Genomic DNA, 13656 nt, shown 5'->3' with positions numbered 1-13656 from the left:
TCTCTCAAATGTGAACAGCATCGTCTTCAATGGCCTGCCGCCCCGTCGGCCGGGACGCCAATAATTCGGCGTCTGCGCGATTTCCCAGGGGGCGCTGGCATAGGAAAGCAATATTGGTGCCATCGAAAAAAGCCCAGGAACGCTCGGGCCTCCAGCCCTTTCGGGGATGACTTCGGCATGCAAAAAGGCCCACCGGAGGTGGGCCTTTCTGGGGGTGGTTGCAAGGTCGCTGCCTGCGGCGAAAACCTCAGGCGCCAGGCTGTTTGAGCAACTCGGCCCACGCAACGCCGGCCACGGGTCCGAGGCCATAGCCGCGCCCTTGCAGGGTCAGGTTCCGGTTGTAGAACGGGTCTTGCCGCAGCGCCTGGGGCCATTTCTCCGCCAGCGCCTGGCGAGCCGCCGGCGACTGCGCCAGGACACCCGGCTGAATGACCAGGACATGGGGCGTCCAGACCGTCAGGTAACCGGCCTGGCCAAGCCGCAGGCACAGATCGACATCGCCCAAGCCCTCGGCGAACAGTCCATCGTCGATGCCGTCGGCGGCGTCGAACAACTGCTTGGCGATCATCAGGCAGGCGAAGGAAACCGCCGAACAATCCTGCTCCACCACCAACCGGTTGAGGTAGCCCACGGAGGTCTTGGGCTCCGCGACGAACGCCGAACCGACGCAGCCGTCGAAGCCCAGGATCAGCCCGGCCTGAGTCACCCGCGCGTCGTGGTCCACCAGCTTGGCGCCGACCACGCCGACTTCGGGGCGCTGTACCTGGTTGAGCAGCGACTCGATCCAGTTGACGTTGAGCACTTCGCCGTCGGCCGCCAGGGTCACCAGGTATTCGCCCTTGGCCTGCTGGCTGAGGGTATTGATCAGGGTCGCGGCAGACAAACCGGGGACGACACCGAACTGGCGCAGGCGATTGGCCTGCTGGCCCTGGGTCGCCAGCCACTGATTCAGCGGGGCCGAATAGGCCGCGTCCTCGGCCAGCAATATTTCATAACGCTGGTAGCGGGTACGCTGCATCACGCTCAGCAAGCAGCGCTGCAAGGCCGGCAGATCGGTGACGCTGTGCAGGATGATCGACACCATCGGGCGTTCGCTGAAGCGATAATCGATCTTGTGGGTGCCCGGCACCGGCGCGCTGACCTCGGCCTGGTAGCCACGGGTCGCCAGGTGGCGCAACAGAGTCTTGCGCTCATCGGCATTGTTCTGCGCCATCGGCGCCTGGCAGATCAACAGCGGTTCGGCCAGGTGGGCCAACCCGTCCAGGCCGCCCTGCTCGATCAGGCGCAACAGCAGGTCGAACTCCAGGGCATCCTTGAACTCGCGGGAGTAACCGCCGGCCTGCGCCAGCACATCGCGACGCACCAGCCAATGCCGGGCCAGCAAGGTGGGGCAATTCTGCAACAGGTCCAGGTTGAACCCGGGGCGGAACACATCCCGCAGCGTGCCGTCCGGCAGGCGCTGGATCTCGTCCATGGCCACCGCGCGGCACTGCGGCGCCGCCAGCAGCTCGAGGCTGGCCTGGTGCAGGCCGCTTGCCGTCAGCTCGTCGCCCGCCTCGGCCATGACCATCCAGTCGCAATCGCTCTGGCGCACCACCTGGTTGATCTTGTCGATGTAGTTGTTCTCGTCGACCTTGACGAAATGCAGGGTGTTTTGCAGGGTCGTGACCGACGGCAGTTCGCCGCTGGTGAAGACAATGATCTTGAAGTTGCGGCAGTAGCTGTTGATCACGCTGTCGAAGGTGGCCTGCAACTTGAGGATGTCGGCCTGCAGATCCAGCAGCAGGATGCCGAACGACGGCCCGCCGGAATGCCGTGCCAGATGCCGGGCAATCTCCTCGGCCTGGGCCGCGTCGGGGTCGCGCGCCTCGAGCCACTGCAACAGGCGCCCGGAGCGGGTGGTGGCGAACCAGCCAGCGCACTCTTCGAGGGTCGCCGCCTGCACCCGCTCCTCCCAGGCTTGCAGGGCCTGCGCGCGCTGTTGCTCGCCGCGGGCCAGCAGCGACCGGGCCATCTGCCGCACCACCTGCAGGTCGAAGGCATACAGCTCGAAGGCACGCTCCAGGCGTTCGTCCAGCGGCTCGGCACTGGCATTGCGCTGGACCCGCAGCAGCTCTTTCTGCTTGAGCAGTACGCCTTCCAGTTCTTCCAGCTGCCGCCGACCGCTCGGCAATGCATGCAGGAGAAACTCCAGGGCACTCAAGCGCTCGAAAAACGCCTGGTTGTAAAACGGCAGCTCGACATACTGAGTCGGCTCGAAACGCCGTACCGGCGCTTCACGCAGTGCATCCCAGGACGACTCGAAGAGCTTTTCCGCTTCCAGCCCCGGCAAGCCGGCGAAGTGCTTGCCAATGGCCAACAGATGATCCCGCGTCCGCTCACTGCCGACCGCGCCGAAAGCCGCCGTCAGGGCCTGGGCGAAACGGTCCTGCTCGGCCAGCGTCTGCGCGTCCCGGTAACTCAGCTGCACGGCGATCTGCGGGCTGGCCAGCAGCGAAACGCAGTGCCACTCCTGCACCCCGTAAGGAATCGGCAGCAGGCGCACCTTGGCGGCCGCCATCAAACCATAGGAATGCCCGATCTCTTGCAGCGACGGGTTGAGATCCGCCGGCAGCGAGGCATACCAACGGCGCAGCAGCTCGGTACGGACGACCCCATTGACCAACGATGGGCAATGGCTGGCGAATGCCTCCAGCCGCGCCTCGGCGGATTCGGCGCAATAGTCCTCGACGCCCTTGCGATCGCGGCGCTGGTAGTCGACGCGCTGGGCGCGCGCCTCGAAAGCCAGGCTGTAGCCCTGACAAACCCCGTAGTCGGGGTGCGCGTCGAGGAACGCCAGGGACTGCTCGACCCCCTCATCCAACAGGAAACCGCCGACATCGGCCAGCACCGTGTAAGGCGTGTCCAGCGTGGCGATCGCCTGGCGCAGCTTGCCGCTGAAATGTTCGCCGCGCAGCGTCGGCAGGTGCTGGTAACGCACCTGGGCAAACTCGGCGACCAGCGCGTCGTCGCGCGCCGCCGACGAGTCGATCACCTGCACCGCGCACGCCCAGCTGCTGTAGTAACGCAGCGCTCGACGCAATGCCCGAGGCTGCTCATGCACCAGCAGAACCAGGGTCAAGCGCTCGTTCAACGGGGAGGCGCCAGGGGGAAAAGTGCTTTGCATATGAATTCCTATCCGCTCAATCGGAGGCATCGGGTTGCCAGCTCGCAGCCGCGTTCATGCGGGTCAGTCGGCCAGCCAGCCATCAGCCCAGTACTGTAGGTTGTCACCGCGCAACATGAAGTCGCGCAGCACCACTTCGCGTAATTCGTCGCCCATCCGGTAGCTGGCTTGCGGGTCGGCCAGGTGCATGCGGATCGCCTGCAGCCATTCATGCGCCGAGTTGCCGAGCACCCGGGTACAAGGTAGATGACCGCGATAGGCCTCGGTGTCGGAGCAGATCACCGGATAACCGCAGGCGCCATATTCCAGCAGACGCAGGTTGCTCTTGCAGTCGTTGAACACATGGAACTCCAGCGGCGCCAGCGCCAGGTCGAGGTTCAGGCTGGCCAGCTTCGCCGGGTAGTGCGCCAGGCTGACGCCGGGGTGGTACTCGTGCACATAGGGCTTGAGCACCTCCGGGCACATGCCGAAGAACACCCACTCCACCTCATTGGCCAATTCCTTGATCACATCGGCGATCAGTTCCAGGTCGCCACGGTGGCTGGTGCCGCCGCCCCAGCCGATGCGCGGCTTGAGCGAGGTGCGGCGCTGACTGCGTATCGAGTTCCACAGGTGCGGCGCCAGCATGTTCGGCACCACCCGGATGTCCTGGTGCATGTCGTCCAGGGCATTGGCCAGGGCCAGGGTCGAGACCACGACCCGGTCGCACTGGGCGATCCCGCGGCGCAGCAGGTCCTCGATATTGTCGGGCATGTTGCGCGCGTGCTCGTTGCGCTCGGGAATGTGCGCAACGTAGTCGTCCAGCTCGTAGATCCTGCGGGCATTGGAGTAATGGCGGACCTGGGCGATATCGCCGAACTTGGAGGTGTTGTAGCGCCCCTGGAAAACGATCACGTCTGGCTGCAAGCGCTCCACATCGATGATCGAGGGCATGTCGTAGGAGACGTTGCCGACGATCCGCTGCGCTGCCTGCAGTTCGATCAGCGGCTGGCTGATGCGGTAATGGCCGATGGCCGAGTTGTTCAGGGCCAGGCCGAGAATGGACGGCACCGGCCGGCCGCACAGCGGATTCCAGCCACTGCGCGCGCCCGGCATCAGGCCGAAACTGCTGCCTTGCAGATTGAGGTTACGGTTGTAGGCCGGGTCCCGGGCCACCTTCGGCAGCCAACGTTTATAGAAGGCCTCCTGCTCCTGTTCCAGGCGTTGCTCCCAACCTTCCTGGCGCCGAGGCTCCTGGGACGGCGCCAGCACGACCGCCGCATGGGGCGTGCTCACCACCAGATAGCCGTCCTTGCCCACCCGCAGGCACAACTCCAGGCTATTGATACCCTGGGTCTCGACGCTCTCGTCGAAACCGCCGGCCTCGGCGAAAACCTGGGCACGCACCAACAGGCAATGCCCGCTGACCGCGCTCCAGTCCTGCACCACCTGCATGCGCTGCATGTAGCCGCCCGAAGTGACCGGTTCGTTGACAAAGGCCCGGCCCGCCAAGCCACCGAGGCCGAGGATCAACCCGGCGTCGATAACGTTGCCCTGCAGATTCAGGGTGCGCGGCCCGACTATTCCCACTTCCGGGCGCTGCCCGTGATTGAGCAACTCGTCCAGCCAGTCCGCGTCACGGACGATGCAGTAAGGGCTGAACACCAGCAGGTAATCGCCACGCGCCTGCTGCGCGGCGAAATTCATCAGTTGCGCTTCGTTGCCACTGTGCTCGCGCAAGAAGATCCGCAGCGTATCGCTGCCCAGCTCCGCCATGGCCTGCAACCAGTGGCGAATCTCGGGGTTGGCGCTGGCGTTGTCCACAATGACGATTTCGTAACGGCTATAGGCGGTGTGGCCGATCAAGCTGTTGATGCAGCGCTCCAGCGCCGGCAGGTCGTCGCTGACCCCGATCAGGATCGACACCAGCGGCCGGGAGGCATGCAGGTATTCGATCCGAGGAATCAATTGCAGCCCATCTCCCTCGTGCAAGCGATGTTCGACGCCGATACGGCGCAAATGGGCGCCGAGCAGGCACGGGTTCTGTTCCACGACTTGCGGCAACGACAGCCATTGGGCGAACGAGAGGCTCGACTCGACCTGCACCTCGGCGATGTGTTCGATGACCTGCGGCCCCTGGCTCTCCACCAGGCGCCAGATCAGGTCGTGGGGTGCCAGCTCGCCAAGACGCGCATCGAACCCGCCCAGGCTCAGCACCGCCTGGCAATCGAATGCCAGGGTACGGCCGACATAGGGGTAGGCGCGCAACAGGTCGAGGTTGAAGTCCGGCTTGAAGATCGGCTCCAGCGACTTTTCGTCCACCAGCGCGCCTTCGTCGCTGTAGATGCAGGCGGCACCCTGGGTGCAGGCAATCCGCTCGGCCAGCAGCTGCAACGCCGTGTCCCGCAGACGGTCGCCGGCACGCAACAGGTAGATCCAGTCCGCACCGTCCTGGCCGGGCAACAACTCGTTGAGCTGAGCGGGCCAGTCGCCGCGCAAGGCCACCTGCCGGATCCGCGAGTCCACGGCGCGCTGGCCGCTGGACAACAGCAACACCTGCGCCGGGTAATCCTGGGCGGCAATGCTGTCCAGCGTGAGGTCCACGGCGCTGTGATCCGCCTCCGCGTCGATGACCAGCAGCATGATCTGCGGACGCTTTGCCCACTGGTTCATTTGCCGGGACAACAGCTGTTGCTGCGCCGGGCTGAAACGCCGGCATTGCAACCACTGGGCGTACAGATCGGCATAGCTTTCGGTGTCGGTGCCAACCTGGGTCTGGATGATGCCCTGGCGCCCCGCCATCAGGGCGTAGAGATTGATCTCCTCCCAGGCATGAGGCTCGGGCCCCGTCACATCAGCCAGCGCGAGATAACGCACCCACCCCTGGGCCGGCGCCTGGTCGCCGCTGCGCTGGGCCAGCATCTGCTCCAGCCAGCCCCATTCGACAATGGCCGCGCTGACGGTTTCCGGACGGTGCGACAGGCGCTCGGGATACAGCCGCTCGAAACTGCCCAAGGCGCTGAGCTCCACCAGACTGCCGCGGCGCAACAGGCAGACGAACAAGGCAAAATCGAGCACCGCGACAAACCCGCCTTCCGCCTGGGTCAGGGCCGGCAGCAGCGCCTCGATGTCCGCTCGCCGCATCAGCGCACAGCTGAAGCCGCCGAGGATATTGCGCGGCGCCTTTTCAAAGTTGGCCAGCAGGTCCTGCCCCTTGAACAACGCGTCGAACTGGGTCAGGCCCACATTCTCCATGCGGATCGGCAGCACGTAATTGTCGGCGTCGACAAAGTGGTGCTTGCTCACCACCAGCAGGACATCCTCCTGGGTATCGAGCACCTGGGCCTGGCGCGCGACGCAATCGGCCACCAGTTGGTCGTCGTCGCAGAGGAACTTGATGTAGTCGCCGGTCGACTCTTCGAAACAGCGCAGGATATTCTGCTGAAACCCCAGCCGCCGGGGGTTGCGCACATACCGCAGGTTAGCCGCGGGGTACACGCTGCGCGCTTCGTCCACCAGCTGCTGGATTTCATCGGTGCGGCAATCGTCGCACACGACGATTTCAAGGTTGGCGTACGTCTGGTCGAGCGCACTGTGCAGCGCGGCGCTGAAGAAGCGAGGGTTGAACGCCGCGATGGCGATGCTGACAAGAGGGGCTGATTTCACGCGTGTAACTCTCGACGGGTATGCGCCGGCTCACGCAAGAGCGCAACGCCCCCGATCCGTAAGAAAGAGAAGAGCGAGGACCGGACACACCGTCGCGGTCCTCGCACTGAGTCAGACTTTATTGAACAGGCCCAGCTGAGCGATCTTGCTGAACGCCAGTTGCGAGGCCTGCAGCATGGTCTGCTGCAGTGTCAGGCGGGTCATGACTTCTGCCGGGTCGGAGTCGCTGATCGCCGAACGAGTCTTCACGTTGGCGTCAGCCAGGCTGGTGTTGATTTCAGTCTGGGTGTCCAGGGCCTGGCCCCGGCCACCGACCGAACTGATGGCAATGGCCAACTGATCGGCACCGCTGGCCAGGTTGGCGATACCCGACGCCAAGTCGGCAAGCTGTTTCTGAGTCGCGATGGTATTGCCGGTCACCGGGGTGCTCAGCGCGGTCCTCAACTGGCTCACGGTGTCGAGAATGTTCTGCGTCTCGTGCGTGTTGACCGCCACGCTGAACTGATCGTTGGCGCCCGGCGTGCCGCTCAGGGTGAAACTCACGCCGGAGGCGGTGGCCACGTTGCCCGCCAGGGTGCCCGAGGATACCGGCTTGCTGTCGGCGGTGACCGGCGCGGCATACAGGTCGAATGCCGTGGCGCTGGTAAACTTCAGGACCGCCGCACCGCTCGGAAAACTGGCGTTATAGGCCGCCTTGTCGGTCACGCTGGTACCGGTCACCTGGGCCGTGGACGGGTTGCCCGGGCTGCGTGCGACGTTGAACGTGTCCGGCTTGGCCGCCAGGCTGAACTGGTGGCCAGGCAACACGGCATTGGGATCTTCGCCGGCTTTCAGGTTGACGTTCAGGGTCAGGTCGACGCCGCGAAAACTCACGGTCTGGTTGGCGCTGGTGTTGAACACGCCGCCCTGGCTGGCTTCGCTGGTCACATCGTTGCCGTTGACGTCGGTGATTTTCAGCTGGGTGCCGCTGACGAACTCCACGTTGTAAGGTTCGCCGCTGCGGAAACTCTTGTTGAAGCTGCCGCTGTTGTTCACCTGCCCGTTGGACAGGCTCACCCGGCCGTCGTCCACGGCCGGCGCGGTACGCGTGACCTGGCTGCGGCTGGTGTTGAGGGCCTGCTGGAACACATCCCAGCCAGTGCTGTTGGCCGCCATCGACATGGTGTCGCCCACCGGCAGCTTCAGGCTGCTCTGGTCGCCGTTGTAGCTGTAGGTACCGTCGGAGTTGCGGGAGAACGGTGGAACGTCGTCCTTGGAGCCGCCGAAGATGTACTTGCCGTTCTCGTCCTGGGTGTTCATCAGGCTCAGCAATTGCTCTTCGATCTGGCCCAGCTCGGAGGCGTTGGCCAGGCGGTCGGCGTCGGTGTAGCCGGCGTTGCCCGCCCCCACCGCCAGTTCCTTGGCCCGCGCCAACACGTTGTTGATGCTGGTCATCACCGACTCGGCCTGGCCCAGGGAAGCCTTGATCGAGTTGGTGTTGGTCTTGTACTGATCGAGCAGCGAGGCCTGCTGGCCCAGTTGCAGCAAACGCGAAGCGCCTACCGGATCGTCGGCGGCGGTATTGACCCGCACCAGGCTGCTGGCCTCTTCGCTGCTCTTGACCACCTTGGCGAAGTTCTTCTGATAGTTGGCAGCCGAAGACTCGTAAAACTGGGCTGTGGAAATGCGCATGAGTTACGACTCCTTAAAGGCTGTTGATCAGGACGCTGAAAGTTTCCTGCGCAGCCTTGATGATCTGCGAGGACGCGGTGTAGTACTGCTGGTACTTGACCAGGTTGCCGGTTTCTTCGTCCAGGTCGACCCCGGACAACGAATCCCGCGCGCCCTTGGCATTGCCCAGGATGGTGCCGGTGGCGGCGGTGTCGAGCTTGGCCTGGCTGGCCTTGGAGCCGACGTTCTCGATCAGCTTGCCGTAGGCGTCCACCAGGGTGATGCCCTTGCTGGCGGAGCCAGTATCGACCGTCTGCTTGGTCTGCAGGCCGGCCAGGGCCAGGCCGTTGCGGTTATCGGAAGAACCGGCGCCGTTCACCGAAATGCTCATGTTGTCGCCGTCGTTGGGCGAACCGGCAACGGTCATCTGCACGGCAAACGTCTTGTTCACCGGCGGCGTGCCGCCGTCGGTGATCGGATTGCCGCTGGCATCGCGCATGGTGATCTGCAGGTTCAGGGTGTTGCTCTGCCCCGGCACGATCGAACCGCTGCCCATCTTCACACCCTTGGCGTCGAAGTAGTCGTAGGTCTGGCTGCCGCCGGACGCTGCGTTGAACACCACCTTGACCGGCCCCGAGTTCTTGATCGCGGTCTGCATTTCCAGCTTGGCTGCCGCGTCGTAGTTGTCGATCGGCGTGACCAGCGAAGGCTGCCCGGCAATGCTCAGGGAGCTCTTGATCCCCGCTCCGATCTCGGCTTTCAACGGCGCGGAGATGGCGATGCGCTTGGCGTCGGTCATTTCGGTCTGGATCGAGCTTGCGGCATTGCGGGTCGGGGTGACCTTGAAGCTGTCGCCGGCACTCATCGCCCCGCCATTGAGGCTCAGGGAGAAACCGTCGATCACCGGCGCCGGCGTGGTGTTGGTGCTGAACGCCCCCATGCTGGTGCCGTCGGAACGCTTGACGTAGTAGTCGGTGGCGCTGGTGAAGGTCACCTCGTAGTCGCTGGTGGTCAGCTTGCCAGTGTCCTTGATGGTCACATTGAGGTTGCCGGAGCCGGCACTGTTGGAGCCACTGGCAATGCTGCGCTCGCTGATCAGCTTGGCACTGTTGATGTCGTTGAACAGGTTGCCGCCGAACTCGCCGTTCTTGTCGATGCCCTGGGCCATCTGGCTGTTCATCTGATCGGCGATCACCAGCGCCAGGCGCCCCAGCTCATTCATCGCCGGGTCCAGCACTTCACTGCGATAGCGCAGCAGGCCGCCGATCTCGCCGCCGGTGGTGACACTGGTGATATCGATGGTGCTGCTGCCGCGATCGAGCAGCAACGCCGAACGGCTCGGGTCGTTCTTGCTCGGCTCCACTTTCAGGGAGGCGGAGGTATTGCCCATCACCAGCGGCTGGCCGCTGCCCAGGTACAGGTCGAGGCTGGAGCCACGCTCGGAAACGTCGACCTTGATGAAGGTCGAGAGCTGGCGCACGGTTTCGTTGCGCGCGTCCAAGAGATCGTTCGGCATGGCGCCGCCGTTGCTCGACAGCTCGGAAATCTTCTGGTTGAGCTGGGCGACGGTGTTGGCCAGTTTGTTGACCTGGTCGGCCATGCTCGCCAGGTTGCCGTTGATGTCGTTGTTCTGGGTGTTGAGCTGGCTGGAGACCGAATTGAAACGGTCGCTCAGGGCCCGGGTGTCGCTGAGCAGCAACTGCCGGGAAGCCTCGTCGGTGGGCTTGGCATTGAGGTTCTGCACCGAGGCGAAAAACTTGGTCAGGGCGCCGGTCATGCCGGTCCCGCTGTCCGACAGCAACTGGTCGATCGGGCTGATCTGGCCCTGGTAGGCCGCTACGTCGCTGTTCAGCGAAGTCGCGGTACGCAGTTGGGCGTCCAGGTAGCTGTTGTACACCCGACGCACGTCGGCCAGGGTCGTGCCGCTGCCGATGAAGACGTTGCCGTACTGGTTCGAAGCCTTGCTGCCCTGCACGGTCTGCTGGCGCGAATAACCGGCGGTATCGGCGTTGGCGATGTTGTTACCCGTGGTCATCAACGACGATTGGCTGGCAGACAGCCCCGACATCCCGATATTGAGCAAACTCATGATTCAGACCTTATAAATTCGTGGAAACGCTCGCTGCTGCGTAGTTTTCGTAGCTCTTCATCTGCTTGGCAATCTGCGAAATCTTGCTCGCGTAGTCCGGGTCGGTTGCATACCCGGCCTTTTGCAACTCACGTACAAACTGTTCGGGGTTATCGGCCGACTTCAGCACTTCTTGATAGCGATTATTGCTCTGCAACAAGGTCACCAGGTCGTGGAAACTGTCCTGGTACGAGGCATAGGAACGGAACGCCGCCGTCTCCTTGACCATCTGCCCATTCTTGAATTCGCTGGTGATCGCCCGCGCCTGGTCGCCCTTCCAACTGCTGCCGGCCTTGATGCCGAACAGGTTGTGGCTGCTGCTGCCGTCCTGCTGGCGCATCACCGATTTGCCCCAGCCGGTTTCCAGCGCCGCCTGGGCTACCAGGTAGCGCGCATCGACGCCAATGCGGTCGGCGGCCTGCTGCGCCATCGGCAGCATGGTGGCGACGAACTCGTCGGCCGAGCTGAAGGCTTTCTTCGCCGGCGCCAACGGTGGCTGGGCCACCGCGCGGCCGTAGATCTGCATACGCCCGTGAGGGACGGCGGCAAAACTTCCCGAACTGTTCCTGACCAGCGCATCGGTGGCGGCCGTGGTGCGCTCCGGCAAGGCACTGCGATTGATGGCCGCCGTGCCGTCGGCCGAGGGCACGATGCCCGCCAGCAGGCGATCGGTCAGCTTGCTCGGCAGCGAAAGACGCCGCTGATTGAGCAGCGCCATATCGTTATGCGCGCCGCCGTCGGCAGTGCGTTGCGGCTCCAGCGCCCGCGACGCCCACAACGGACGCTGGCCGTTGACCCGCGACAGCGGGCCGCCCAAGGCGGTGGTGCCGGCGGCGATGGCGGTGGGCGTCGCGACCTTTTCAGGCTGAGCTCCCGGCAACGTCGACGCCGCGGCCGGGCTGACGGACTTGTTCTTCGACATCTGGCGCATCAGCACGTCGGCCAGGCCGATACCGCCGCCCTCGCGCGACATGGAAACCGCCAACTGCTGGTCGTACATCTCCTGGTACTGCTTGGCCGCCGGCGTGTTGAGCGGGTTGTCCTTGCCCAGCGCCTCGGTGGCCGAGCGCATGGACTTGAGCATCTCATTGAGAAACAGCGACTCGAACTCCTGCGCCACCTTGCGCATGTTGGCGTCGCTGTTCTTGTCGCCGACCTTGAGCTGGTTGAGCCGATTGAGGTCCGAGTACGAACCCGAATCCCCGCTGCTGACCAGACCGCTCTTGCGAATATCCATGGCCCCTACCTCAAATCACAATCAGGTCGGCTTGCAGCGCGCCGGCCTGTTTCAAGGCTTCGAGGATCGCCATCAGGTCGCCCGGCGCCGCGCCGACCTGGTTCACCGCACGGACGATCTCGTCCAGGGTGGTACCCGGGCCGAACTTGAACATCGGCTTGGCTTCCTGCGCGGCGTTGACCCGCGAGCGCGGCACGACGGCGGTCTGGCCGTTGGACAGCGGGCCCGGCTGGCTGACGATCGGGTCTTCGGTGATGGTCACGGTGAGGCTGCCGTGGGTCACGGCGGCCGGCGAAACCTTGACGTTCTGGCCGATGACGATGGTGCCGGTACGCGAGTTGATGATGACCTTGGCCACCGCCTGCCCCGGATCGATTTCCAGGTTCTCGAGGATCGACAGATAGTCGACGCGCTGGCTCGGATCGAGCGGCGCGGTGACGCGGATCGAACCGCCGTCGATGGCCTGGGCCACGCCCGGGCCAAGCATGTCGTTGATCTTGTCGACGATGCGCTTGGCGGTAGTGAAGTCGGAACGGTTGAGGTTCAGCGTCAAGCTGTTGCCCTGGTTGAAACCGCTCGGCACCGCGCGCTCCACCGAGGCACCGCCGGGAATGCGGCCGGCCGACGGAACGTTGACCGTGATCTTCGAGCCGTCGCGCCCCTCGGCATCGAAACCGCCCACCACCAGGTTGCCCTGGGCGACGGCATAGACATTGCCGTCGATACCCTTGAGCGGCGTCAGCAGCAAGGTACCGCCGCGCAGGCTCTTGGAGTTGCCGATCGAGGACACGGTGATATCGACCTGCTGGCCCGGCTTGGCGAACGCCGGCAAGTCGGCGCTGATCGACACCGCCGCGACGTTTTTCAACTGCACGTTGCCGGAACCTGGCGGCACCTTGATCCCGAACTGCGACAGCATGTTATTGAAGGTCTGCAAGGTGAACGGCGTCTGGGTCGTCTGGTCGCCGGTGCCATTAAGCCCGACCACCAGGCCATAGCCGATCAGCTGGTTGGAACGCACGCCGGAAATGCTGGCGATGTCCTTCAGCCGTTCGGCTTGAGCGTTGCAGGCCGCCGAGAGCAACAGCGCGGCCAGCATGAGGCGTTTGAAATTCAACGTAGCCACCTAGAAAGGGAACAGCGGGCTGAGGAAGAAACGGTCGAACCAGCCCGGCTGGCTCGCATCGGCGAAAGCACCGGTACCCGAATAGGTGATACGGGCGTCGGCGACACGGGTCGAGGACACCGTGTTGTCGGTGGCGATGTCGTCGGCACGCACCAGGCCGGCAATCCGTACCAGTTCGTCGCCGGTATTGAGGGTCAGCCACTTCTCGCCGCGCACGGCGATGATGCCGTTGGGCAGCACGTCGGCCACGGTCACGGTGATCGAACCGGTCAGGCTGTTGCTCTGGCCGGACTTGCTGTCGCCCTTGGTCGCGCGGTTGCCGCTATAGCCGACATCCAGGCTCAGGTCGCCGCTGCCCACCGGGTTGTTAGTGTTCAAGCCGCCGCCGAAGAACGAGGTCAGGCCGATGCCGGTCTTGCTGTCCTTGGCCACCTGGGAGTTGGCGTTCTTGCTCGCCTGGGTCCGCTCGTTGAGGGTGATGGTGATGATATCGCCCACGCGGAACGCCTTGCGGTCGCTGTACAGGTTCTGCTCGAAGCCGGCCTGGTAGATCGAGCCATTGTTGGCTGCGGCCGGCAACGGGGTACGCGGCAACACCGGAGCGTAATACGGGTCATTGGGCTTCGGCGTCGGGGCTACGCAGCCCGCGAGTACGACCACCCCACTCAATGCGAGAACAGATACAAAGCGATTCATGACCCTAC

At 64.2% G+C, this 13656-nt stretch carries 7 protein-coding genes; all 7 read right to left on the bottom strand.

From position 1 onward, the window contains the following. Positions 1-247: 247 nt before the first annotated feature. The 7 genes from BTN82_RS07565 to flgH all read right to left on the bottom strand — a co-directional run bounded on the left by BTN82_RS07565 (position 248) and on the right by flgH (position 13648). Positions 248-3166: a TIGR00180 family glycosyltransferase gene (locus BTN82_RS07565; RefSeq protein ID WP_081375429.1), complete on the bottom strand. Its 2919-nt coding sequence runs from the start codon at positions 3164-3166 to the stop codon at positions 248-250. Between the two features lie 63 nt (positions 3167-3229). Continuing rightward, positions 3230-6811, bottom strand: a complete 3582-nt coding sequence (locus BTN82_RS07560; protein ID WP_075118537.1) for a glycosyltransferase — start codon at positions 6809-6811, stop codon at positions 3230-3232. Between the two features lie 111 nt (positions 6812-6922). Then, a complete protein-coding gene (locus BTN82_RS07555; RefSeq protein ID WP_075118536.1) occupies positions 6923-8482 on the bottom strand; it encodes a flagellar hook-associated protein 3 in 1560 nt (519 codons plus the stop codon). 13 nt (positions 8483-8495) lie between these two features. Further along, complete coding sequence (gene flgK, locus BTN82_RS07550) at positions 8496-10550, bottom strand: flagellar hook-associated protein FlgK (protein ID WP_075118535.1); 2055 nt, start codon at positions 10548-10550, stop codon at positions 8496-8498. A 10-nt stretch (positions 10551-10560) separates the two neighbouring features. Beyond that, positions 10561-11826, bottom strand: a complete 1266-nt coding sequence (flgJ, locus tag BTN82_RS07545) for a flagellar assembly peptidoglycan hydrolase FlgJ (protein WP_075118534.1) — start codon at positions 11824-11826, stop codon at positions 10561-10563. Between the two features lie 10 nt (positions 11827-11836). After that, positions 11837-12925 (bottom strand): flagellar basal body P-ring protein FlgI, encoded by a 1089-nt coding sequence (locus BTN82_RS07540; protein ID WP_075118960.1) that lies wholly within the window; start codon positions 12923-12925, stop codon positions 11837-11839. Positions 12926-12952: 27 nt separating this feature from the next. Beyond that, positions 12953-13648 (bottom strand): flagellar basal body L-ring protein FlgH, encoded by a 696-nt coding sequence (flgH, locus tag BTN82_RS07535; RefSeq protein WP_075118533.1) that lies wholly within the window; start codon positions 13646-13648, stop codon positions 12953-12955. Between the last annotated feature and the right edge of the window lie 8 nt (positions 13649-13656).

This window comes from Pseudomonas chlororaphis, from assembly GCF_001921865.1.
GTDB classification, from domain to species: Bacteria; Pseudomonadota; Gammaproteobacteria; order Pseudomonadales; family Pseudomonadaceae; genus Aquipseudomonas; species Aquipseudomonas chlororaphis_D.
Note: the sequence above shows the minus strand (reverse complement) of the source record. Positions and strands in the feature narration are given on the sequence as shown.

Excerpts from the sequence above, each read along its gene's own strand:
- BTN82_RS07565 (WP_081375429.1), bottom strand. The coding sequence starts at position 3,166 with ATGCAAAGCACTTTTCCCCCTGGCGCCTCCCCGTTGAACGAGCGCTTG.
- BTN82_RS07555 (WP_075118536.1), bottom strand. The coding sequence starts at position 8,482 with ATGCGCATTTCCACAGCCCAGTTTTACGAGTCTTCGGCTGCCAACTAT.
- flgK (WP_075118535.1), bottom strand. The coding sequence starts at position 10,550 with ATGAGTTTGCTCAATATCGGGATGTCGGGGCTGTCTGCCAGCCAATCG.
- flgJ (WP_075118534.1), bottom strand. The coding sequence starts at position 11,826 with ATGGATATTCGCAAGAGCGGTCTGGTCAGCAGCGGGGATTCGGGTTCG.
- BTN82_RS07540 (WP_075118960.1), bottom strand. The coding sequence starts at position 12,925 with ATGCTGGCCGCGCTGTTGCTCTCGGCGGCCTGCAACGCTCAAGCCGAA.
- flgH (WP_075118533.1), bottom strand. The coding sequence starts at position 13,648 with ATGAATCGCTTTGTATCTGTTCTCGCATTGAGTGGGGTGGTCGTACTC.